25 protein-coding genes and 1 pseudogene are annotated in these 23,718 nt (G+C 39.5%); 7 read left to right on the top strand and 19 right to left on the bottom strand.

Annotation, left to right across the window (positions count from 1 at the left end; all coding sequences use genetic code 11):
* Positions 1–386: 386 nt before the first annotated feature.
* Both glyA and rnk read left to right on the top strand, forming a co-directional pair.
* Complete coding sequence (glyA, locus tag AC1M9H_RS04140; RefSeq protein WP_035265704.1) at positions 387–1,640, top strand: serine hydroxymethyltransferase; 1,254 nt, start codon at positions 387–389, stop codon at positions 1,638–1,640.
* Positions 1,641–1,784: 144 nt separating this feature from the next.
* Positions 1,785–2,189, top strand: coding sequence for a nucleoside diphosphate kinase regulator (gene rnk, locus AC1M9H_RS04135; RefSeq protein WP_481588470.1), 405 nt, complete (start codon positions 1,785–1,787; stop codon positions 2,187–2,189).
* Between the two features lie 38 nt (positions 2,190–2,227).
* Here the strand turns inward: rnk and AC1M9H_RS04130 are convergent, their stop codons facing one another.
* From AC1M9H_RS04130 to AC1M9H_RS04110, 5 genes are all read right to left on the bottom strand, one after another.
* The gene (locus AC1M9H_RS04130) at positions 2,228–2,632 is read right to left on the bottom strand and encodes a DUF3106 domain-containing protein (protein WP_481612811.1); all 405 of its coding nucleotides are present in this window, start codon (positions 2,630–2,632) and stop codon (positions 2,228–2,230) included.
* Positions 2,622–2,948, bottom strand: a complete 327-nt coding sequence (locus AC1M9H_RS04125) for a hypothetical protein (RefSeq protein WP_481612810.1) — start codon at positions 2,946–2,948, stop codon at positions 2,622–2,624. The genes AC1M9H_RS04130 and AC1M9H_RS04125 overlap by 11 nt, the downstream gene beginning before the upstream one ends.
* Complete coding sequence (locus AC1M9H_RS04120; protein ID WP_481612892.1) at positions 2,938–3,558, bottom strand: RNA polymerase sigma factor; 621 nt, start codon at positions 3,556–3,558, stop codon at positions 2,938–2,940. Before AC1M9H_RS04120 ends, AC1M9H_RS04125 begins: the two co-directional genes overlap by 11 nt.
* Before the next feature lie 160 nt (positions 3,559–3,718).
* Positions 3,719–4,495, bottom strand: a complete 777-nt coding sequence (locus AC1M9H_RS04115; RefSeq protein WP_481612809.1) for a TrmH family RNA methyltransferase — start codon at positions 4,493–4,495, stop codon at positions 3,719–3,721.
* 49 nt (positions 4,496–4,544) lie between these two features.
* Entirely contained in the window at positions 4,545–5,519 is a 975-nt protein-coding gene (locus tag AC1M9H_RS04110; RefSeq protein ID WP_180027536.1) for a class 1 fructose-bisphosphatase, read from the bottom strand.
* A gap of 172 nt (positions 5,520–5,691) precedes the next feature.
* On the opposite strand from AC1M9H_RS04110, the gene AC1M9H_RS04105 reads away from it, so the two are divergent.
* Positions 5,692–5,877, top strand: coding sequence for an NF038105 family protein (locus AC1M9H_RS04105; protein WP_035265716.1), 186 nt, complete (start codon positions 5,692–5,694; stop codon positions 5,875–5,877).
* A 47-nt stretch (positions 5,878–5,924) separates the two neighbouring features.
* On the opposite strand, the gene pal is transcribed toward AC1M9H_RS04105, so the two are convergent.
* The 6 genes from pal to ybgC all read right to left on the bottom strand — a co-directional run bounded on the left by pal (position 5,925) and on the right by ybgC (position 10,759).
* On the bottom strand, positions 5,925–6,509 hold the full coding sequence (gene pal / locus AC1M9H_RS04100) for a peptidoglycan-associated lipoprotein Pal (protein ID WP_481612808.1): 585 nt from the start codon (positions 6,507–6,509) through the stop codon (positions 5,925–5,927).
* Positions 6,510–6,537: 28 nt separating this feature from the next.
* Positions 6,538–7,821: a Tol-Pal system beta propeller repeat protein TolB gene (tolB, locus tag AC1M9H_RS04095; protein ID WP_481612807.1), complete on the bottom strand. Its 1,284-nt coding sequence runs from the start codon at positions 7,819–7,821 to the stop codon at positions 6,538–6,540.
* A 137-nt stretch (positions 7,822–7,958) separates the two neighbouring features.
* Positions 7,959–9,176 (bottom strand): cell envelope integrity protein TolA, encoded by a 1,218-nt coding sequence (tolA, locus tag AC1M9H_RS04090; protein WP_481612806.1) that lies wholly within the window; start codon positions 9,174–9,176, stop codon positions 7,959–7,961.
* Between the two features lie 3 nt (positions 9,177–9,179).
* Positions 9,180–9,629 carry a protein TolR gene (gene tolR / locus AC1M9H_RS04085; RefSeq protein WP_481608330.1) on the bottom strand — a complete coding sequence of 150 codons (450 nt, stop codon included), beginning with the start codon at positions 9,627–9,629 and terminating at the stop codon, positions 9,180–9,182.
* Positions 9,630–10,328 carry a protein TolQ gene (gene tolQ, locus AC1M9H_RS04080; RefSeq protein ID WP_179998400.1) on the bottom strand — a complete coding sequence of 233 codons (699 nt, stop codon included), beginning with the start codon at positions 10,326–10,328 and terminating at the stop codon, positions 9,630–9,632.
* A gap of 23 nt (positions 10,329–10,351) precedes the next feature.
* On the bottom strand, positions 10,352–10,759 hold the full coding sequence (ybgC, locus tag AC1M9H_RS04075; protein ID WP_035265725.1) for a tol-pal system-associated acyl-CoA thioesterase: 408 nt from the start codon (positions 10,757–10,759) through the stop codon (positions 10,352–10,354).
* A 262-nt stretch (positions 10,760–11,021) separates the two neighbouring features.
* Here ybgC and AC1M9H_RS04070 point away from each other — a divergent pair.
* A pseudogene (locus AC1M9H_RS04070) lies at positions 11,022–12,249 on the top strand (acetamidase/formamidase family protein).
* 49 nt (positions 12,250–12,298) lie between these two features.
* Here AC1M9H_RS04070 and AC1M9H_RS04065 read toward each other — a convergent pair.
* Positions 12,299–13,642 carry an amidohydrolase gene (locus AC1M9H_RS04065; protein WP_481612805.1) on the bottom strand — a complete coding sequence of 448 codons (1,344 nt, stop codon included), beginning with the start codon at positions 13,640–13,642 and terminating at the stop codon, positions 12,299–12,301.
* Between the two features lie 206 nt (positions 13,643–13,848).
* On the opposite strand from AC1M9H_RS04065, the gene AC1M9H_RS04060 reads away from it, so the two are divergent.
* A complete protein-coding gene (locus tag AC1M9H_RS04060; RefSeq protein ID WP_051586525.1) occupies positions 13,849–14,724 on the top strand; it encodes a hypothetical protein in 876 nt (291 codons plus the stop codon).
* Between the two features lie 23 nt (positions 14,725–14,747).
* Here the strand turns inward: AC1M9H_RS04060 and ruvB are convergent, their stop codons facing one another.
* From ruvB to AC1M9H_RS04045, 3 genes are all read right to left on the bottom strand, one after another.
* Positions 14,748–15,755 (bottom strand): Holliday junction branch migration DNA helicase RuvB, encoded by a 1,008-nt coding sequence (gene ruvB / locus AC1M9H_RS04055; protein ID WP_035265728.1) that lies wholly within the window; start codon positions 15,753–15,755, stop codon positions 14,748–14,750.
* Between the two features lie 11 nt (positions 15,756–15,766).
* Entirely contained in the window at positions 15,767–16,369 is a 603-nt protein-coding gene (ruvA, locus tag AC1M9H_RS04050; RefSeq protein WP_035265729.1) for a Holliday junction branch migration protein RuvA, read from the bottom strand.
* 121 nt (positions 16,370–16,490) lie between these two features.
* Positions 16,491–17,831 carry a deoxyguanosinetriphosphate triphosphohydrolase gene (locus AC1M9H_RS04045; protein WP_035265731.1) on the bottom strand — a complete coding sequence of 447 codons (1,341 nt, stop codon included), beginning with the start codon at positions 17,829–17,831 and terminating at the stop codon, positions 16,491–16,493.
* 427 nt (positions 17,832–18,258) lie between these two features.
* Between AC1M9H_RS04045 and sohB the strand changes: the two genes are divergently transcribed.
* Entirely contained in the window at positions 18,259–19,221 is a 963-nt protein-coding gene (sohB, locus tag AC1M9H_RS04040; RefSeq protein ID WP_481612804.1) for a protease SohB, read from the top strand.
* A 53-nt stretch (positions 19,222–19,274) separates the two neighbouring features.
* Here the strand turns inward: sohB and AC1M9H_RS04035 are convergent, their stop codons facing one another.
* On the bottom strand, positions 19,275–19,916 hold the full coding sequence (locus tag AC1M9H_RS04035) for a DUF2238 domain-containing protein (RefSeq protein WP_481612803.1): 642 nt from the start codon (positions 19,914–19,916) through the stop codon (positions 19,275–19,277).
* Between the two features lie 161 nt (positions 19,917–20,077).
* On the opposite strand from AC1M9H_RS04035, the gene AC1M9H_RS04030 reads away from it, so the two are divergent.
* Positions 20,078–20,317 (top strand): hypothetical protein, encoded by a 240-nt coding sequence (locus AC1M9H_RS04030; protein WP_092766082.1) that lies wholly within the window; start codon positions 20,078–20,080, stop codon positions 20,315–20,317.
* A gap of 76 nt (positions 20,318–20,393) precedes the next feature.
* Here AC1M9H_RS04030 and purB read toward each other — a convergent pair whose 3' ends face one another.
* The 3 genes from purB to mnmA are packed head-to-tail and all read right to left on the bottom strand — an operon-like array spanning position 20,394 to position 23,717.
* Positions 20,394–21,782 carry an adenylosuccinate lyase gene (gene purB / locus AC1M9H_RS04025; RefSeq protein WP_481612802.1) on the bottom strand — a complete coding sequence of 463 codons (1,389 nt, stop codon included), beginning with the start codon at positions 21,780–21,782 and terminating at the stop codon, positions 20,394–20,396.
* A 55-nt stretch (positions 21,783–21,837) separates the two neighbouring features.
* Positions 21,838–22,569, bottom strand: a complete 732-nt coding sequence (gene hflD / locus AC1M9H_RS04020) for a high frequency lysogenization protein HflD (RefSeq protein ID WP_092766084.1) — start codon at positions 22,567–22,569, stop codon at positions 21,838–21,840.
* Between the two features lie 14 nt (positions 22,570–22,583).
* Complete coding sequence (gene mnmA, locus AC1M9H_RS04015) at positions 22,584–23,717, bottom strand: tRNA 2-thiouridine(34) synthase MnmA (protein WP_035265757.1); 1,134 nt, start codon at positions 23,715–23,717, stop codon at positions 22,584–22,586.
* Position 23,718 lies beyond the last annotated feature (1 nt).

The following is a 23,718-nucleotide window of genomic DNA, read 5'->3' as shown; positions in this document are numbered from 1 at the left end:
TGATAAAGATGTAATTAATTTAACATTTTCAAATCTGAGCTCACAGTAATAAAGTCAATGAATTGTATAAATTATGCTGAATTGAACAAATTATGGGAATTATTTAGATAAGGTGCTCATTTAAAGAAATTTCGTTTTCTATGATATTGACGCTGCAAGTTTAGACTGTAGGTTGTTAAAGGCAATTTTCAAAAATGAATGAATTTAAAAAAGAATAGTCATAATTCAGATATTTGTTTTTAATAGTAATTGAGTAAACACACAGGAATTAATCAAATTTAATTGCAAACTGTTTAAACTTCATTCTCGAAATTTAACAAGTTCATGTTACAATACGCGCCAATCTTAGCACGGCTTAAAAGCCCTACATTAATAGGACCTCGCTAATGTTTGCCAATATCTCTATTGCTGACTTTGATCCAGAATTAGCTCAAGCTATTACGAGTGAAGATGCTCGTCAGGAAGCTCATATTGAGTTAATCGCTTCAGAAAACTATTGCTCTCCAGCAGTAATGGAAGCTCAAGGTTCAAAACTCACTAACAAATATGCAGAAGGCTACCCAGGCAAACGCTACTATGGCGGTTGTGAATATGTAGACGTGATTGAACAATTGGCAATTGACCGTGCTAAAGAACTCTTTGGTGCTGATTACGCGAACGTTCAGCCTCATGCTGGTTCTCAAGCAAACTCTGCAGTTTATCTAGCGCTTCTTAACCCAGGCGATACTGTTTTAGGTATGAGCTTAGCTCACGGTGGTCATTTGACTCACGGTGCTAAAGTTAGCTTCTCTGGTAAAACATATAATGCGATCCAATACGGTTTAAATCCAGAAACGGGTGAAATCGATTACGAAGAAGTTGAACGTTTAGCTGTAGAACACAAGCCACGTATGATTGTCGCTGGTTTCTCTGCTTATAGCCAAATCGTTGATTGGCAGCGTTTCCGTGAAATCGCAGACAAAGTAGGCGCTTATCTATTCGTTGATATGGCTCACGTTGCTGGTCTTGTTGCTGCTGGTGTTTATCCAAGCCCAGTTCAAATTGCTGACGTAACTACAACGACGACTCACAAAACACTTCGTGGTCCACGTTCAGGTTTAATCCTTGCAAAAGCAAATGAAGAAATTGAGAAAAAACTTCAATCTGCTGTATTCCCAGGTAACCAAGGTGGCCCTTTAGTTCATGCTGTAGCGGCTAAAGCAATCTGCTTCAAAGAAGCAATGGCTCCTGAATACAAAGCATATCAACAACAAGTTGTGAAAAACGCGCAAGCAATGGCTGAAGTGTTAATCGAACGCGGTTATGATGTTGTTTCAGGTGGTACGAAAAACCACTTGTTCTTGTTGTCTCTCATCAAACAAGACATTACAGGTAAAGATGCTGATGCTTGGTTAGGTGCGGCTCACATCACTGTGAACAAAAACTCTGTGCCAAACGATCCACGTTCTCCATTCGTAACTTCTGGTATCCGTATCGGTACTCCAGCTGTAACAACTCGTGGTTTCGGTGAAGCAGAAGTACGTGAACTTGCAGGTTGGATCGCGGATATCTTAGATTCTAAAGGTGATGAAACTGTCATTAACGCTGTGAAAGCTAAAGTTGAGACTGTATGCGCTAAATTCCCAGTTTACGCAAAATAATCTTCGACTTGAGAAAAGCCCCCTCAAGGGGGCTTTTTTATTGAATGTTGGAATGTCAAATCTGTCATTTTTGGATAGTTCTGATATAACTGATGTATCTATTAATTATTCAATTGTCTCTATACATTTGAATTGGAGCAGAAAATGAGCCATCCAAATATTATTATTTCTGAGCAAGATTTAAATCGTTTAGAAACCATGTTGGAACATCAGAAGCAGGTAACTCCAACGATGGAGCATTTAGAAAATGAGTTGGCTCGTGCTGAAGTCGTACAGCCTAAAGATATCCCTGCCAATGTAGTGACGATGAATGCTAGAGTACTGATAACGGTTGCACCGTCCACTGAATCTACAGAGATTGTGCTGGTATATCCCCATGACTTTAAAGGTGAAAAGGGGCAGGTTAATGTGATTGCACCTATTGGTGCAGCAATCCTAGGTTTGGCTGAAGGACAAGAAATTGAATGGCCTCAGCCTGATGGGCAAACAATGAAAGTGAAAATTGATAAAGTGCTCTATCAGCCTGAACGTGAGGGTATATATCTTTAACTAAAATATAAAGCCTCTTGTGGAGGCTTTAAAGTTTATTATTTCATCGTGGTTTGTTGCATATATTTATTTAAATAAGTTTCGCGTATTTCTTTGCGCTGCTCGGCAGTCGTCGCGTTCATCATTTTTTTACGCAAATCATTTCGTTCACTTGAGCTCATCTGTTGCCAAGTTTCGCGCATTTGTATTTTTTCTTGTTCAGGCAGTTTAGTAAACCAATCCATTCTTTGTTGTAGAACAATACTTTGCTCTTCAGGAATTTCTTTCAAATTTTGATAGCGTTTAATCAGTGCTTTTTGTTCATCTTCAGAAAGCGATTCCCAAGATTCATTAAGTTCAGAATTATTGTCTTTCGAGAAGATCCAAAAACGTTCATAGCCTGCAAAACTGGTTTGTAAAAAACCTAATGTGCAGAGTGCAATCGCTAAGCCTTTAGCTGCCATGAGCTGATTTATCCTCACCAAAAACAGATAACATTTCTAGATCTTCCATCATTTGCGGAGAAAGTTTAGGGGTGACAATCACTTGTTGTGGGCTTGGAGCTTCTTCCAAATCAAATGCATTTGGAAGTACCACAAATCCTGTGATCGCGGCTGCTAACGCAAAACCAGTAATTTTCCAAGTCATCAACTGAGAAAATAACGGTTTGTCTTTAATCTCATCGAGTACATGCTCCATCACGACCGCTTTATTGCGATGTTGTGATGCCAGTACATTCAATTTTTCAGTCACTTGTTTCGTAAATTCATCATGATTCATCCGATGATCCCCCGGCATTTGGGTTTAAGTGAGACAAAGCAGATCTTAAGCCCTGTATAGCTCGATGGTAATGGGTCTTTACACTGCCTTCTGAACAATTCATGATTTCGGCTGTGGTTTGTGTATCAAACCCTTCCCATGCTCTCAACATAAATGCTTGTTGTTGGCGAACAGGTAACTTAGAAATTGCATTTTGAATCTCCTCAACAGCCATCTCTTGTGCAAGAAATTGCAGCGGATTAGGTGTTGATTCATCCACAATATTGATGGTTTCGTCATCATCTTCATCGTGGTTATTTTTTTTAAATAACGAGAATGGAAAAGCCCGTCGAGATTCTTTACGACGCCAATCCTGAAGTTTGTTATTTAAAATGGTATAGAAAAGGGGATACCACTCTGCAGTGGATTTATCAGCATAAGATTTATGCAAAGATATAAAAGCTTCTTGGACTAAATCCATGGCAATGCCATTGTGTCCTTGAGTTGCACTTTCCATCATCACCAATGCACGCCCAGTGACGTCTTGCATAAAATATTTAAGACGTTGTTCGGCCGTATTCAAAAGAACACTCGAATCTTCAGGCTTGACTTTTTTTGGTGCTAAATCCATAGAGATGGAAAATCCCGTCATTGGGTACCCACCATTATTTTCTAATCGTTACTTATATAACGTCAAAACATAATGGTAGGTTGACAATCTAAGCAACTATTTTTTAGCAGTTTAATAGATTTTTTTATTTTCAGTGACTTCGTTAATATATTTTAACGAATCATATCCGTTGGCGTACCATTTCAAAGAAACAAATCGATCCGGCAACTGCAACGTTTAATGATTCTTGACCACCCGGTTGGGGAATGGTAATTGCTGAAGCATGCGCTAGGGCATATTCCGAAACGCCTTGACCTTCATTGCCCAGTACCCATACGCAAGCATGAGTTAAGTCTTTTGCATATAAACTTTCTGATTCATGTGAGCTCGTGACATACACGGGAATTTTGAATTGAGACAGCACATCTTCAAGCGCAACGTTTTCATAGGTTTTTAATGAAAAGTGCGCACCCATTCCTGCTCGTAATACGCGAGGAGACCACAAAGATGCTGAACCTTTGGTGCAAACAATTTGTTCAATACCTGCAGCCGCAGCTGAACGAAGTAATGTACCTACATTGCCTGGATCTTGAACATTTTCAAGAATTAAAGTGTCTTGAGTATAATCTAGAGCATCACGTTGAGTTGGTAAATCTACAATCGCTAAACATGCTAAGGTGGTTCCTAGCGTGCTAATGTCTTTATAGAGTGATTCACTAATAACAAACACTGAACCTGTATAGTGTTGTGCGATTTCGTCAAAATCGGCGTGTTCCATTGCTTTTTCAGTGGTAAAAATCGAATTCAATTTACGATTTTTTTCTAACCAAGCTAAGCACAAATGTGTGCCTTCTAGAACAGTTTGGCCTTGCTTTTTACGGTAACTATTTTGATCAATTAAACCACGTAAATGTTTAATTTTCGGGTTGTCTTTAGATTCTAAAAAGATGATGGCCATTCAGTTTGACTTCCATGAGAGCCTAAATCAATAGGCTCTCAATTGTAAATTATTGATGATAAGCAGTAACAAGCTCTACTTCATTTTTTGAACCAATGACGACTGGTACACGTTGGTGAAGTTCAGTCGGTTGGATTTCCATAATACGCACGCGACCTGTTGTCGAAGCACCGCCTGCTTGTTCCATGAGCATACTCATTGGATTTGCTTCATACATAAGACGTAAACGACCAGCTTTTTTAGGATCTTTGGTATCGTAAGGATATAAGAAGATCCCACTACGGCAAAGAATACGGTGGATATCACCGACCATGCAGGCAACCCAACGCATGTTAAAATCTTTTTCACGTACAGATGTTTTACCCGCTTGTAGCTCACCAATATAGCGTTGAACAGGTTCTTCCCAATGACGTTGATTTGAAGCATTAATGGCGTATTCTTTTGTATCGGCATCCACTTGGATATTTTCAGTTGTCAACAGGAATGTTTTTGACTCTGGATCAAATGTAAAGAAAACAGTACCTGCACCAACGGTTAATGCCATCATAGTTGATGGGCCATATAACACATAACCAGCTGCGACTTGTTCAGTACCTGCTTGAAGGAAATCTTCTGCTTGTGTCACTGAATTTTTGGCAGGTAGGATAGAGAAGATGGTGCCAACACACATATTGATATCAATATTACTTGAGCCATCTAGTGGATCGAATAAAACTAAATACTTACCGTTCTCTTGTGCTGGGGTAAACTCATCGAGTTCTTCAGAAGCTAAACCGCCTACATTTTCGTTGTTTTTTAGCGCATCAATTAAATAGTCATTTGAAATAACATCTAATTTTTTTTGCGCTTCACCTTGTACGTTTTCATTACCAGCACTACCTAACACACCCGCTAAGGCACCCTTTTGCAATGCTGAATCGATGGTTTTACACGTTTCAGCAATTGTTTCAATCACATTAGAGAGTTCAGGCGTTAGATTTCCTTGTTGTTGTGCAAGATATTGTGACAAGGTGAGGTATGACATTACAAGGACGCTCCTAAAAGCTTTAAAAGAATAAAATTTGGATCTTGGGCTATTTTAGATGAGTTCAGTGCAAAATAGAAATTATCCTGCGTTATTTGTGGTGATTTTGCACTTGCCAGAGTTTTAGAACATGGTATGTTGATAGGAGGATGATTTTAAAAGGAGCTTTAAAATGAGCATTCAAAAGTTTGAAGCAACTCCAACGCCAGGTGAGGCAATCGACTTAAACGAAATTAGTTCAGAGAGTTCCAAGGAAGCATGGAAACAGTACGAGGCTAAACCTGAATATAAAGAGTTTAATAAGCATGACATGATTGAGTCTATGCAAGTGCCCATGCCAGACTCGCAAAGGTCTTAAACCTGATATAAAAAAAGCGCTCGAATTGAGCGCTTTTTTTGCATTCATTAGCGAAGAAGTGGTGGCACTGCTTCATAATTGAGTTCTACACGACGGTTTTCTTTCCACGCAGCTTCATTGTTACCTGTATTAATTGGCATTTCTTTACCATAACTCACAGCTTCGAGTTGGTTTGGATTTACACCATTTGTGACTAGATAACTTTCAACTGCTTTGGCACGTCGCTCACCCAAAGCCATATTGTATTCACGCGTTCCACGTTCATCGGTATGACCAGTTAATGCGATTTTAGAGTTTGCATTTGCCAATAAAAATTGTGCATGTGCTTGGAGGGTTTGATAGTCCTCAGTAGATAGCTCACTGCTGTCATAATCAAAGTGAACAACACGTTTAGCCAAGAAAGCTTTATTGGCTTCAGTTACCCCTTTAGCAGAAGCACCCGTTAAGTTTTGAGCATTTAATGCTGCATCTTCACTGAGACCAGTCGTATTCACAGACGTTGACGTTGACGTTGACGTTGATGGTGGTGTCATCGTAGTGGTATCTGTAGTTGCTGGTTTACGGCTTGCGCAACCCGTCATTACTAAACTTACAGCAATGAGTGGAAGAGCAAACGTTTTAATCGCGTTCATGTTCATCTCCTTGAAAGATTAAATTCGATTATTTAGGTGCCCAAGCAGGTTCACGAACTTCACCTTGTTCGCTAGGTAAATTCATGCGGAAGCGACCATCTGTAGACATAATCGATAACAATCCACGGCTGCCTTCACGTGTCGCATACACGACCATTTGACCATTTGGTGAAAAGCTTGGTGATTCATCTAAACTGGTAGGCGTTAAAATGTTCGTGATTCCAGTTGAGATTTCTTGAATTGCTACCTTATAGTTGCTACCAGAAGGGCGATGTACTAAAGCAACATATTTACCATCGGCACTTAAACTGCCACGTGCGTTGAATGCTCCGCGGAAAGTTAAACGTTTTGTTGAACCATCAGCAAACGTGTAATGGTAGATCTGTGCTGAACCACCACGGTCTGAGGTAAAGATAAAACCTTTACCATCTGGGGTATAGCGAGCTTCTGTATCAATTGCTGTATTATTTGTCATACGCTTCACTTGGCGCGTATTTAAATCCATTTGATAAATTTCAGGGTTGTCATGCATTGAAGCAGTGAACAACATGCTTTTACCATCTGGGGAAAAACTTGGCGCACCGTTTAAGCCACGGAAGCCAGCTAATTTTTCACGTTGTCCAGTCGCTAAATCTTGAACATAGATCGCTGGACGTTTGGTTTCGAATGAAACATAAGCGATTTTTTTGCCATCAGGCGTCCAAGCAGGGGATAAAATTGGATCGCGCGAACTCAATACAGTGCGTGGTTGTTCGCCGTCCGTATCTGCGATTTGTAAAGTGTAGCGATTATCAGGAGTCGCAGGATTTCGCAAAACATAAGCGATGCGACCACTAAAGTCACCAGGAATACCTGTTAATGCTTGGTAAATCGCATCACTGATCATATGTGCTGCAGATCGAATGCGCGATGGTGGTACAGTTAATAGTTCATTGAGCAAATATTGTTGTTTTTGGACATCATAGAGTTGGTAATGAACAGCCAATGAACCATCAGGATTGGTTTTAACTTCACCATTCACAACATAAGGTACGCCTGCAGATTGCCAAGCTGCACCATTGGCTTGATTGATGGTTGCTGTTGCAGGTAAATTTTTAGATGAACTGGTAAAGCGACCTGAACGGTTTAAATCTTGTTCTACAACAGGGTATAAGCGTTGATCACCTACGAATGGCACGATAGCAATTTTTGGTGCTTCTTCAGGTGCTTTAGCAATTTCAAGATGAAGCTGTGCATAAGAGGTCTTAATGAGAGCAGGGCTAAATGCTGCCAAAATTGCTAAACCGAGAAGATGTTTTGAGATCATTTTCATGAGAGGTCACGTACTCAAGATACTAATTTTTCGAATATTCTAGCTTTTTAGCATATAGCTCCGTACCGAATCTATATAAAGCGTGTAATTATCCGCAATTCATGAAAAAACCTTTCGACGAATCGAAAGGTTTTTTATTATTTCACGGTGAATGAAGAAGTGAAACTACGAGCTTCACGCCTTGCATCAGGATCGGATGGCATCGGATATGGTGCTGCTGCACGAACAGCCTGTTCGACACTGGCTTTGACATCTGGATCTGATGCATTGACGATGACTGAAGTCACAGAACCACTGTCAGATAATGTCACGCGTGCTGTCGCTTTTTGACCTGAAGAGCCTATTGGCATTCTCCAAGCACCTTTAATTTTTTGCTCAAAGTCTCTTTTTGCTGAAGAAGCGATGCGTTTAGATTCAGCTTTTTTGTTGGCTGCTTCTTGTCTAGCTTTTTCAGCGGCAGATTCTCGAGCTTCAGCTTCGGCACGTTCTTTGGCTTCAGCATCTGCTTTTCTTTGTGCTTCCTGACGAGCTTTCGCATCAGCCTCTTGTTTAGCTTTTGCATCTGATTCCGCTTTAGCTTTACGATCAGCATCCTGTTTGGCTTTTGCATCTGCTTCCGCTTTAGCTTTACGATCAGCATCTTGTTTTGCTTTGACTTCAGCAGCAGCTTTGGCTTTCCGGTCGGCTTCTTGTTTGGCTTTAGCATCGGCCTCCGCCTTAGCTTTCCGATCAGCTTCTTGCTTAGCTTTGGCTTGAGTTGCCTCAGCTTTAGCTTTTCGATCAGCTTCTTGTTTCGCTTTTAAAGCCGCATCAGCTTTCGCCTTTTGTTGTTGTTCCTGTTTTGCGCTTTGCTCAGCTGCTTTGGCTTTTTGAGCGGTCTCTTGTTTAGCTTTAGCATCGGCCTCAGCTTTAGCTTTCCGATTCGCTTCTTGAGTCGCTTTACGTTGTGCTTCAGCCGCAGCTTTACGTTCGGCTTCTTGTTGAGCTTTAACCGCTGCCGCTTGCTCAGCTTTACGGTCGGATTTTGGCTCTTCAACTTTTGGTTGAGCTGGAGGAGGTACAGCAGGTGCAACAGGAATCACTGGTGCATTTTGAATCGGCTCATTGGTCTGTTGAACATTTTCTTGAACGTTCTGGTGCGCTGTATCTGAATGATCAGATTCAACCAATGGCGTGGGTTCAGGTGGTACAAGATCTTCAGGTTTCACTAAAACTGTTTTAACAGTTTTAGTTGGCTCAGGAGGTTGAGTCAATCCAAGAAACAATAAGCCTGTGATCGCAATCACATGGACCGCAACAGTGAATCCGATTGCAATTTTCTTTTCTTTTGAAAAGCGGGAGTTAGATTCTTTCATAGCTTATTGAATCGGTTTGGTCAGCAAGCCAACTTGATTGATCCCTGCATCTTGTAAGTTAGACATGAGCGTCATCACCTCACCATAAGGTCGAGTATTATGACCATTGATGACGACACTAAATTGTTTATTCTCACGTTCAGCAATTTGTTGTGCATCACGAAGTGTCTGTTGTAATTCTTGCAAGCTCAGTGGATTTGGTTGGCTACCCTTGTATTCTAAAAAGTATTGTCCTTGTTGATCTAAAGTAACCATAGCTGGTGCATCCTTAGATTCAATCGGTACACTATTTGCTTCAGGTAAATCAACTTTTATGCCACTTGTGATCATTGGTGCGGTCACCATAAAAATCACTAAAAGTACTAACATGACATCAATATAAGGAACTACATTCATGTCACTGTTAAGTGGCTTTTTGATGCGTTGGAAACGCCCTGAACGACGAACGGCCATTTATTCAGCTTCCTGTGTAGAACCCACAGAACGACGTTGTAAAAGCGCCACCATTTCTTCAGCAAACAAGGAACGATCTGAGTAAATTTCTTCACTTTTGGCCGTATAGTGGTTGAATGCAAGTACTGCAGGAATCGCAGCAAATAAACCAATGGCAGTCGCAATGAGGGCTTCCGCGATACCTGGTGCGACAGTTGCTAGCGTCACTTGATCGACTTGGGCTAAGCCGATAAAAGCATTCATAATGCCCCAAACCGTACCAAATAAACCAACATAGGGCGCAACTGAACCAATACTGGCAAGTGCACTGAGGCCTTGCTCCATACGGCTCTGATCTCGGCTTAAACCCACCCCAAGAATACGCTCTGTGCCATCAATGACTTGTGCTGTTTCAGCTTTGGTTTTTTTGAGTTTGAGAAACTCTGCAAAACCAAGATAAAAAACATCTTCCAAGCCTTCACGCTTAGAGTTGACTTGTGCATTGTTATATAAAGTGTTGAGTTCTGCACCAGACCAAAAAATCTTTTGAAAATGATCATCACCTTGGCGAGCTTTTTTAAACGTCATATGTAACTTGGCAATAAGGTACCAGCTAAAGAGTGAAGCTAGTACCAACACCAGCATGACCAGTTGTACGACTGGACTCGCTTGAAGAATTAAATCTGTGACGTGAAGTGAAGATTCGAGTTGTGTTGCCATAGTTACATGTGCCAATCATATTTTTATGCGTGGGCTAATTCTTTTTCGATTAGATCACGGATTTCATTTGGAATTCTCAGCGGTTTCATTTCGGCGCTAATACACGCCAATTCTACTTCCCCTGAAGCTAGCATGATTTCACCACGATAAATATTTTGTTGCAATACAAAAGACGTTGCTTTACACGAAACTACACTTGCTGTAACAGTAATTAAGTCATCCATTAATATTGGGCGTGAATATTTAAGCGCTAATTTATGCACGACAAAGTTGTAATCTTTTTGATGCCAGTAATGTGAAATCCCTGAAGCGCGTAACCATTCTGTACGTGCGCGTTCCATAAAGCGAATATGATTGGCATGATAAACAATGCCTCCTGCATCTGTATCTTCAATATACACTCGGATTTGAAATTCAAATTTGTTCGCCATACAGGTGTTCCATTACTTTAAATAGTCCAGTGTTTTGCAACATTCTTGACAAAGAATGCGAAACGCTGATTTATACAATGTTTGAAAGGCTTGAAGTTTAGCACTCCATTTTTACAGACCAATGGCACAAGATTTCAAAAATAGCTGTAGATTGGGCGAAATATTTTAAGATGAAAATGCAGATTTAATTGAATTTTAATCATGTTTGGCATAGGGATTGCTTAAATAAATTCACATGAAATTTATAGTTGGATTTGAGTGCATGTTAAAAAAGTTAGCTTTATCGATTTCGATTGCTACATCAATATTAAGTTTTTCGACTTTTAGTTCGGCTGAAGATTTTAAAATTTTAAAACAGATTGAAAGCAAGCCAACTTTACTAAAAAAAGGGGAATATGCTGGACACTATTATATTCCAAGCACACTCAATACTATTCAATGGGGTTATCTACCGAATAAAGATGCTAAGCCAGTTTTAACGGTTCCATCGGGGGAGTCATGTGACTTTTGATACAGTGTCACATGAAGGTTTATTAGAGGATCAAGGGCGTGATGCTGAAAAATACTTTACATCTAAAGGTGTTAAAAAAGAGCACATTTTAGATGAAGCGAAATTGATCACCCGCTCTAATTTAAAGCATGATTTCCATAAAGATGGTCCACACATTATTACTGGTCCGATCTACGTTGAAGGTGCAATGCCGGGAGACGTGCTTAAAGTTGAAATATTGAAAATAGAACCACGTGTTCCTTATGGTGTTATTTCGAACCGCCATGGTAAAGGTACATTGCCTGAATTCCCTAAACGACAAAAACATGATCATGCTTCGCCAGAAAATCCAGATGCTTATGGCAATGTTTCAGTATTTACACCCATTGCGCAAAATAAAGAGGGTGTATGGGAGGGGGTGATTCAAACAGAATCTGGTAAAGCGATTCGTTTTCCATTAAATCCGTTTATGGGAACAATGGGTGTTGCACCAAATACCAGCGAACATGTTCACTCAGTTCCACCCTCATTTTATGGTGGAAATATTGATATTAATGATTTAACTGCTGGGGCAACCGCTTATTATCCTGTTCAAGTTCCAGGTGCATTATTCTACACAGGTGATAGTCATTTTGTTCAAGGTGATGGTGAGGTTGCATTAACTGCTTTAGAAGGTTCAGCGCGTGCAACGTTTAAAATTAGTGTGTTAAAAGCGGGTAAAGATTATATTCCAGGTAAGCAACTTTCTCAGCCATTAGGTGAAAATGATCAATTTTGGATTACACCTGGCTTAGATGAAGATTTGGATGAAGCAATGCGCAAATCTACGCGTGAAGCAATCAATTTCTTAGTAAATGAATATGGCATAAGTGAAGAAATTGCATATGCTTATCTCAGCGCTGCGACTGATTTTGAAGTTTCTCAAGTTGTAGATAAAACCAAAGGCATCCATGCGATGATTCGTAAAGCAGATTTTAAAGAGTTCGTCGAGCAGAAATAAATTATTGAAATAAAAAAATCCTCTATCAAGGAGGATTTTTTTATGATGCTTAAGATTTGTTATTCCAATCTTGTTGAACTTGTTGTGCAATAGTCGGATAGTCCATCACAAAACGAATGTGGCTTTCAACGCCAGTTTTTAATGTCGCATCATCTACAATAAATTTAGGGTTATGATTGGGTGCAGCCTTACTGATCTCTTGATCTTGAGGTGTTGCACCAATGAAAATGAACAATGAAGGCATAAGTTGACCATAATAGGCAAAGTCTTCACTTGCGCTTGCATTGTTTTCAAGCACATGTAATTTATCTTCACCGTGAACTTTCGCAAGTGATGGCGCGATGAGTTGAGTTAGCGTTTTATCGTTCGTGGTAACGGGGGCATAAGCGGCAATTTCTACTTTGGCTTTTACGTCATTTGCATGAGCATTATGTTCGATCAATTTCGGTAAATCCTTGAGAATATTCTGGCGGACCTCTTCATTATTTGATCGAATCGTGCCAACCATATTGACTTGCTCTGGTATCACATTTCCTACCGTTCCACCTTGGATACTGCCAATACTGATTGCCCCCATACCTTTGGTTAAATCTGCACGACGGCTGATCAAACTCTGCATATTACTAATCATTTGAGATGAAGCGTAAATGGGATCGCGTCCAAGCCATGGCATAGAACCATGAACTTGTTTTCCACTGACCTGAATGCGCAAGTGATCTGCACTGTTTAAAATAGTGCCATCTTTATAAAAAATATGACCACTTGGCATACCTGCCATAACATGCATACCGAAGATCACTTCAGGCTTAGGATTTTTTAAAGCCCCATCTGCAATCATCTTACGTGAACCAATTTGATCACCATGGCTAAAGTTATCAATATCTGCTCCACCTTCTTCAGCTGGTTGGAAGACAAACACAACAGTACCTGCAATTTTATCTTTATTTTCCGAAAGCACTTTTGCAGCGCCGAGTAACATTGCTGTGTGAGCATCATGTCCACAGGCATGCATCACTGGCGTTTCTTTACCTTGATAGATTGCCTTTGCCTTACTCGCAAAAGAAAGTCCTGTTTTTTCCTCAATCGGTAATGCATCCATATCTGCACGTAATGCCATCACTGGGCCAGGTTTTGCACCTTTAAGAATTCCGATTACACCTGTTTTGGCATAGCCTGTGCGGACTTCAATTCCATATTTTTTTAATTCTTTTTGAACCAGAGCCGAGGTTTTAAATTCCATATTGCCGAGTTCGGGATGTTGGTGAATGTGCTGTCTTAATTTGATGGTATGTTGTTCAACAGCGTTCACACCGTCATCAACCCAATCTGCAAAACTCAAGGTTGAACAAAGGGGCAAGATGGTACAAGCAGAAAATAGCCTAAGTGAGATCATAAACTCAATGTCCTAAAAATCCTAAAGTTTTAGGAGCTTCTCATTCACTTCTGATGGTTGCAAAACTTAACAGGTATATCGAAATACATGAAAAGTATAGTGACCATGAAGCATTGATTTTTAATGCTTTATCCATAGATTTAAAGTTGTTATTATTTGTAAATTATTCATTTTAAATAATTATTTTAATAGTTGTGGGGGAGCTAATGGGCGTTGAAGAAGAACTAAAGCATAATCAAGATGTCATGATTCAACTTCCATGGACTGTACCTCAACAACCTTTATATACGGCGAGTATTCAAATTGATCCTGAAACGCAGAAAATTCCTTTGGATTTGAATGTAAGCTCAACTGATACGACTGCAATTTGGTCTTTTATGATTGCAATGGCGATAGCTTTTATTCTAGGAATTTCAGCGACAATCATTGCAATTTGGTATGGTGTCAGAAGTTTTAAATTAACTGAAATGTCTTTTAATACAGTAGTACTAGAAATAAAAAGTTCACAACAAATTGCTTTTAATCTAAATCAAAAATTATTTGAGCAACAAAGAGAGTTAGGAAAACAAGAATTTCAGTACACTAAGCAACTTAAATGGGAAGATGAGATCATAAGTATTACATCGGATTGTCTTAACTCATTAGCTAAGTATATTCAAAAAGTTATGATATTTAAGGATAATTTTGTTAATTTTCCTGTAGCTGATAAAAGTGATTATTCAACATTAGTTGGTTCAAAATTAAAAGAAATTTTAGACGTTACAGAAAATACTAATGCTTGTTTAACTAAACTAAATTTATATTTTAGTGTTGGGCATGAAAAAGAAAAAATAATTTCTCAACTTGGGAAACTTTTGATCATCTCAATAATGCATTTTAACAATCAATTAATAAAACAGACCGATACCAAAGACATTTATGTGAGTAAGTTTATTATTGAAGAGGGTTTAATAAGAAAAGTTAATAAGATATTAATAGATGCTAGAAAGTGGGATGAATCAAATGATTTATTATCCTTGACTGACATTGCAAATTTGGGTGATCAGTTGGCAGATGAGTTTAAAAAAATTCTCAATAAATAAGCAGCCTAAGCTGCTTTTATAAATCACTTCTCTTTCGGTTCAGGTGGTGTCATCCCAAACTGCAAATACGCCTGATTTGTTGCAATACGACCACGTGCGGTACGCATCACATAACCTTGCTGAATCAAGTAAGGTTCAATCACATCTTCCAGCGTGCCTGAATCTTCTGCCATTGCCGCTGCTAGAGCTTCAACACCTGCAGGACCACCATCAAAACGTTCTAATAACATGGATAAATAACGGCGGTCGAGTGTATCTAAACCATCCTTGTCCACATTCAACATATCAAGCGCACGTTGCGCCATTTCTTGTGTGACCTCACCTGTACCTTTCACTTGAGCATAGTCACGTACACGACGCAGTAAACGGTTTGCGATACGAGGCGTACCACGAGAACGACGAGCCACTTCCTTCGAACCAGCTTCAGTGATTGGAACATCCATCAGATTTGCAGAACGAGTCACGATATGGGTCAAATCTTCAACTGAATAAAACTCTAATCGCTGGACGATACCAAAACGATCTCGAAGCGGAGAGGTCAATAAACCGGCACGAGTAGTCGCAGCGACTAAAGTGAATGGCGGTAAATCTAACTTAATTGAACGCGCAGCAGGGCCTTCACCAATCATAATATCCAGTTGGTAATCTTCCATTGCAGGATAAAGGATTTCCTCGATCACTGGAGAGAGACGGTGAATCTCATCAATAAATAAAACGTCACCTTCTTCTAAGTTAGTGAGCATTGCTGCCAAATCACCAGCGCGCTCTAACACAGGACCTGAGGTGGATTTGAGATTGCCACCCATTTCACGCGCGATAATATTGGCAAGTGTGGTTTTACCTAAACCCGGAGGACCAAAAATCAAGGTATGGTCTAAAGCTTCACCACGTCCACGAGCTGCACCAATGAAAATTTCCATCTGCTCACGCACAACAGGCTGACCAATATAATCATCTAATGATGTTGGTCGAATGGCACGATCAAAATGATCTTCTGGTTTTTCAGAACCACTGATAATACGGTCTTGCATAATATGAGATCTTATTTATTCATCGATTTTAAAGCAGCACGGATAATATCGGATGCCTCAGTGAAGTCACCTTTAACGGCATTGACTAACTTTTGTGCTTCTAGTGGCTTGTAACCTAATGACTGTAAAGCAGCTTCAGCCTCAGCGACAGCAGAGTTACCCGTAAACTGAATTTGCGCTGTTGTAGAGTTTGATGTGGATGGCTGAGCTGCAAGCGCTTTAAAGCGATCTCGAAGTTCAATCATCAAACGCTCTGCAGTCTTTTTACCAACACCTGGAACTTTGACTAAAGTGTTTACATCTTCATGTTCAACGGTATGAATGAGCATGTCTACGCTGAGTGTTGAGAGAATACCCAATGCCATTTTGGGACCAACGCCGTTCACTTTAAGTAAAGTGCGGAAAATACTTTTTTCTTGTGCGTTGGAAAATCCATACAGTAATTGGGCATCTTCACGTACAGCCAAATGCGTCCACAATGTGACTTTTTGTCCTTTCTGTAATTGGCAAAATGTTGAAAGAGGTGTATCAACCTCATAGCCAACACCATTTACATTCAATAAAACTGTTGGTGCTTCCAAAGCAAGCACTTCACCAATAAGACATCCAATCATTCAATTATTTCACTTATTTGTCGATGTTAAATTCACTATGTCAGCATAGTAGTGTTCATTGCTTCAGAACGCAAAATCAAAAAACACTTTATGCTCTTTTCCTGAACACTAAATTTAAGGTTTATAAAAATCCAACTTTATTCCCTTGAAGTTCCTGTGCCAAATGATAAGCCTGATGATCCGAAAATTTTGAGATCACATCTAAGACTTGCATGATATTGTCATAGTGATCATCACTAAAACGTACACCTAAGCCTGAGATAATAGACAGTAAACGTCCTTCCTTAAAATTATGAATTTTATTGGGGGTCGTAAGCGGAATAAAGGCATCTAGTATGTGCTGTAAGCTTTGATGTGCAATGATTTCTAAACCAGATTTTTGAGGATGCTCAAAGATTTTTTCCCGCGCTAAATTCTTTGCACAATCAATTCCTGCTTCGATATCGGGCGAGCAATATTGGAGCAAACTACCTTTAAGCTGTCCTGACAAAATTTCAAAATGATGTTTAGCAAAAGCGGAAGTGACTTCATCAACCAAGCGTTTCATCACACGACCACGCAATGCTGCAATCTTTTGTTGCCACGTGGTGTATGGCATTGCAAGTTCAGCAGGCGTGCCATAGTCACCGAGCAGATTTAAAAAAATAGGTTCGACTTGCTCATAGCTGAGCATGTTAAGAATAATGCCATCTTCTAAATCGATCAGGGCATAACAAATATCATCCGCAGCTTCGAGTAAATAGGTGAGTGGATGGCGACAGAAATGATATTCACCATATTGTATAAGACCTAATTGGTGACCAATTTGTTGCAAAATTTCTTTTTCAGATTGATAGCAACCAAACTTAGCTCGTTTACTGGCAGGCGTATTTCCCTGAGAGTCAATGGTTTTAGAAAGCCATGGGTACTTTAAGTAAGCTCCTAAGGTTGCGTAAGTGAGGCGCATTCCACCGTCATTAGGGTGATAGTCAATTTTCGTGAGTAAACGAAGACCTTGAGCATTGCCCTCAAACTGGCGAACATCGGCCTGCTGTTCAGGGGTTAAACTCGATAAAAAATCGCCGTGTGATGCATCATCAAACCATTCACGAATAGCGTACTCACCTGCATGACCAAAAGGAGGATTACCAATATCGTGTGCAAGACAAGCTGCTTGAATAATTGCACCGACATCTGCAGGAGAGATCCACATAGGTAACTCATCACGAATTTTTTCAGCTGCAAGCATTCCCAAAGAGCGTCCGATGCAAGAAACTTCAAGGGAATGTGTTAGACGCGTATGAATGCCATCATGTTGAGTCAGGGGGTGAACTTGAGTTTTACGGTTAAGTTGCCTAAAACTCTGAGAAAAAATAATACGATCGTAATCTTTATGGAAGGGGCTACGTGCTTGTTCTGTATTTTGTTTTGAACTACCAAATCGAACTGTTGATAACAGTTCCAGCCAACGCATTTGAGTCATTTATCATTATTCATCATTACTGTCTGCAACCATAATGCCAAAAAATCAGTTAAAAATATATGTTGATACGACACAATTTGGCGCTTGAAAACGTATTTTAGAAAAGTTTAAGAAGTTAAATAATTGGTATTAAGATGTTGATTTTAATAGTTATTTCCCCAATATAATTTAATTTATTCACTCTGAAATCATATAAGAGTCTCTAATTGATTATAAAGATAGGTATCTATCATTACATGATGCGTGTTTGCGAGTCGGTTCGATAATTTTCTAACGAAATAGTATGCATAACGTATCTACTTTTTATGCTGATTGTTGATCAAATTGATTTTATGATTGGCAGAACATTTCAATAAAGCTATTGAAATTTGTCTATTTTGACCTCATGTTATCTTCATAAAGATGAATTATAGAGATGTGAATTTATATGTTATTTCATTTGCCGAAACTTCCTGCCGAAATTCGAGTCACTCACTTAAATGCGCGTATTAATGAACAAAGAAAAAAAATTGCGCAAAGTACTGCATCTAAACTTGAACTTCTGCAGTTGTCTCAGCAGTTTTCAAAAGAAGCACGCACGCGTAAAAAGAATAATCAGAAAGTATATGTAATTGATTTTAAAGGTGACATGGCAGCTTCAGCTGTAGAGAATCTTCGTGAAGAAATTACTTTGATTTTGGCGACTGCTAAAGCAGGGCTTGATCGTGTCGTAGTACGTTTGGAAAGTCCAGGTGGGATGGTACATGGTTATGGACTTGCGGCTGCTCAATTGGTGCGTCTGCGCGATGCTGGTTTTCATTTAACCATTTGTGTTGATAAAGTCGCAGCAAGTGGTGGATACATGATGGCATGTATCGGTAACGAAATTATTTCTGCTCCATTTGCAGTGATTGGTTCAATTGGCGTTGTTGCTCAAGTGCCTAATTTTAATCGTTTACTTAAAGAACATAATGTTGATTTTGAGCTTTATACTGCGGGTCAATATAAACGTACCGTGACCATGTTTGGTGAAAATACGGAAGAAGGTAAAGCAAAGTTTGAAGAAGAGTTGCAACAAACGCATGCATTGTTCAAGCATTTCGTTGAAAAATATCGTCCACAGTTAAATGTTGAAAAAGTAGCAACAGGTGAACATTGGTACGGTCAAGATTCATTAGATTTGAATTTGGTTGATAAGCTTCAAACCTCGGATGAGTATTTATTAAGTTTATTGACAGTGCATGATGTTTACTTGATTCAAACTCGCCGTAAACCTACCTTAGGTGAGAAATTAGGACTGCAAGCGGCACAAATGGCGGACAGTTTGATTCCTGCTGTGATGAATAAAGTTATGGACACTTTAGTCAAAACTAATGCGAACTTAGTGCAACTACGTGATCCTAAACTTTAAATTCGATGAAATAAAAAAAGCCAATCTAATGATTGGCTTTTTTTTATGATTTATCATTTGTTTGGTCGAGAGTCTAATTTTCGATATAACATCACTATTCCTGTGATCATGGACCCAAGTGTTGCGAACAGCATATCTTTATGGGCATCCCAAATATCACCTTGTTGACCATTATAATTTTCTGCTGCCTCAGGGGAAAGATTAATTGCAATCAACCATTCAATCCATTCGTAAATGAGACTGGTGGCCATGACAAACTGAACCACAATAAGAAAAAGTACTCGTTCAGATAATTGGGGTAAATAGAATTGAATGATCCTCAGGAAAAAAGGATAGAGAAGTAGACCATAGGTAAAATGGACCAAGCGATCATACATATTTCGCTCCCAACCCATCTGTGCATTTAAATCTATGCCGAAGTTGTGCATCAAACATTCATTATAGGGAACATACGAATATAAATAGTGTGCCCCAAGAATATGAATGATCAGAAATCCAATATAGAGAGAAAATGCGATAAAACTCAAACCAACTTTCTTTTGTATATAGATCAAAAACACCAGCATTAAAGCTGTGCCAAGTTGATGTAAGCCATAAGAAGCATATTCAAGAGGCTTTATACTTGCCAAGATCAGCACCATTATGAAAATGAAGAATACGAGGTGGTGTTTAGGAGTAAATTTTTTGTAGTGCATTTTGTTATATGTTGATTTGATTAATTTCTTCATATGATTGTAATGGATCAATCCTGAGAATAAGCTGCAGATCGCATTATTTTTATAAATAGTTGTTTATATCAATAGCTCATTGCAATCAGAATGATCAGTTAGAATATGATTTATTTTGAGTTTTTATTATGACGGTTTCAGCTGCTTTTCTTGCACAGCAAAATGCATATTTTCATTATGAGTTTGAAGAGCTTACTCTGGATGACTTTCCTGAAGAGATCTCAGTATCACTTCGAGGAATGATGTTTAGGCATGACATTCAATATGCTCAAGTGACTCATTATATTTACTATAGCGATGTTTTAACTGGTGATGAATTAGAAAAGCTCAGAACTGACTTTATACGTTACTGTCCTGATGAAGCATGATTTTTATTGAAACATTTGATGAGTCTCATACAAAAAAAAGCGAAGCCTAAGCTTCGCTTTTTTTCTCAATTCATATTTAGATTTTAGCAATCAAATCTTTAATTTGTTTCGCTTGCTCAGCAGCATTACCTGTATAAGATGCAGGTGTCATTTCAGCAAGACGCGCACGATCTGCTGCAGGAACAGCTTCTAATTCGTTACTATTTACAAAATTCACCATCATTTCGCGAGTCATTGCTTGACCACGAGTAAGGGCTTTCAGTTTTTCGTATGGTTTTTCAACGTTATAACGACGCATTACTGTTTGAATTGGTTCAGCAAGAACTTCTTGAGCGTTGTCTAAGTCTTCAAGAATACGGTCGGCATTCAATTCAAGTTTGCCCACACCTTTCAAGCAAGCTTCAAATGCGATCAAGCTTTGTGCAAAACCAACGCCCATGTTCCGAAGAACAGTAGAGTCAGTTAAGTCACGCTGCCAGCGAGAAATTGGGAGCTTTTCACCAAGGTGAGCAAGGACTGCATTAGCAATACCCAAGTTACCTTCAGAGTTTTCAAAGTCGATTGGGTTCACTTTGTGTGGCATTGTTGAAGAACCAACTTCACCTTCTTTTAATTTTTGTTTGAAGAAACCAAGAGAGATATAACCCCAAACATCACGGTTGAAATCGATGAGGATTGTGTTGAAACGACGAAGCGCATCAAACAATTCAGCCATGTAGTCGTGCGGCTCAATTTGAGTTGTATACGGGTTAAACGTGAGACCTAAAGATTCAACAAATGCTTGCGAGTGAGCAGGCCAGTTAATTTCAGGGTAAGCAGAAAGGTGAGCATTATAGTTACCTACCGCACCATTGATTTTACCTAGAAGCTCAACATTGTTGAATTGTTTGATTTGGCGTGCAAGACGGTATGCCACGTTCGCCATTTCTTTACCCAATGTTGTTGGGCTTGCAGTTTGACCATGTGTACGAGACAACATTGGTTGGTCAGCGTGTTTTTCTGCAAGTGCAACAATTGAGTCCACGATTTGTTGCATAGACGTAGCTAGTACTTCACGACCGCTTTTTAGCATGAGTGCATGAGACAAGTTGTTGATGTCTTCAGATGTACAAGCAAAGTGAATGAATTCACCCGCATTTTTAAGTTCATCAATTTTTGCAATTTTCTCTTTTAAGAAATATTCAACCGCTTTTACATCGTGGTTGGTTGTGCGTTCGATTTCTTTGATACGGTTAGCATCGTCTTCAGAGAAATTTGCAACGATTGCATCTAAAGCTGCATTTGTTTCGTTAGAAAAAGCTGGCACTTCAGTAATTTCTGGGCGATTAGCAAGTGCTTGTAACCAGCGCACTTCAACAGTCACACGAGCATGGATTAAACCAAACTCAGAGAGGAAAGGGCGCAAAGCATCACATTTGCTTGCATAGCGACCATCTAATGGAGAAAGTGCGGTTAAAGCGTTCATAGCAATTCCTTAAACTTTGGAATGAAACGTAAAACAGAACTCGATATACATCAGGTTAAACCACCTGAAACTGTAAACGAGCGAGATCTTGAATATCTTTCAGTAACTTGCGTTTGGTGAAGATCATGCTCCATGAACTTCCACCTGACTGACGCCATAAATGCGCCATCTGTAAACCTGTAAACAATGAAGCACGAATACGATTGGTGTGCGAAGAATCCTTAAAAGCTTCTGCATTGCCTTTCACCATAATGCGAGGATTAATCTGTCCTGCAGTTTCGACATAGGTTTGAGCAAGGTTTGCAAGAATACTTGGATGTAGATAATTATGATCAAAAAAGGAGAGTTGTTTTAGTATTTTTTCTTGTGATTTTTCAATAATTTCAACGAATTTTGGGTTGCTATATACTTTCTTTTCTAAATGTAATAATGCCATTGCATAGGACATTGGAAGTTTTGCATTGGCAAATTTAGGTATTCTTGATTTTGGTGCAGTATTGAATGGTTGGGTGATGCTACTTTCTAATGTTTTTAATCCCAGAGAAATATCTGCAAGCTGGTTAAAAAAATCTAAGGTTTGACAATTCTTATTGGAAGTAGGGCGAATATTTAAACTCGCCTTAATTAATTGTTCTAAATAGAAGTTACCGTTTTCACCAATATTTTGTCGACCTGCAATGGCTGTCATATGTGTCAGCTGAGTCGATTGAAATACTGCTGCCAAAGCCAAAGCTCTGTTTTGACGATCATTCAGAGTCTGAAGCTGCTGGAACGGTAACTCTGTCATGCCTGAAAATTCCTTTAAATAAAATCAGGTTTAGGCGCATTAGTATGATGAATCACACCGCCACCTAAACAAACTTCATCCGCGTAAAACACAACGCTTTGTCCTGGCGTAACAGCACGTTGAGGTTCATCAAATTCTACACGTACACCTTGCGGTGCATTTGGGTCATTAAATAAGACACATGCTTGATCAGGTTGTCGATAGCGAGTTTTCGCTGTGCAACGGAAACCATTTTCTGGAATCTCTTGCTCACCTGCAACCCAATCAATCGCTTCAGACCATAACATGGTACTTTGCATGAGGGGATGCTCATGACCTTGGCCAACAACTAAACGATTGCCTTCGATATCTTTGTGTAATACGAACCAAGCACCTTCTTCAGCGCCTTTCATTCCACCGATACCAATACCACCACGTTGACCGAGCGTATAGTACATTAAGCCGTGATGATCACCAACCTCTTTACCATCTTCAAGGACAATTTTACCCGGTTGAGCAGGTAAATATTGCTTCAAGAAGTCATTAAATCGGCGTTCACCAATAAAACAGATACCTGTAGAGTCTTTTTTCTTCGCTGTTGCAAGACCTAAATCTTCAGCAATTTTACGAACTTGAGGCTTTTCGATCTCACCCACAGGGAACAAGGTCTTGTTAATTTCACGACCATGAACGGCATGTAGGAAATAAGTTTGGTCTTTGTTGTTATCTACGCCACGGAGTAAAGGCGCATATTGCTCACCTTTAGAGTTGGTCATGGTTTCACCGCGACGAGCATAGTGTCCTGTTGCGATGAAGTCAGCACCTAATTTCATGGCATGGTCGAGGAATGCACGGAACTTAATTTCTTTATTACATAAAATATCTGGGTTTGGGGTGCGCCCCGCAGCATATTCAGCCAAGAAGTGCTCAAATACACGATCCCAATATTCCATTGCGAAGTTGGCTGTATGTAATTTGATACCGATACGATCACATACGGCTTGCGCATCTGCAAGATCATCCATAGCCGTGCAGTATTCTGTGCCGTCATCTTCTTCCCAGTTTTTCATGAAAAGACCTTCAACTTGATATCCTTGTTGAAGTAATAAAGCCGCAGAGACAGATGAGTCTACACCACCTGACATACCGACGATGACACGTTGTTGCATA

This window comes from Acinetobacter sp. ANC_7512 (assembly GCF_056779935.1).
Note: the sequence above shows the minus strand (reverse complement) of the source record. Positions and strands in the feature narration are given on the sequence as shown.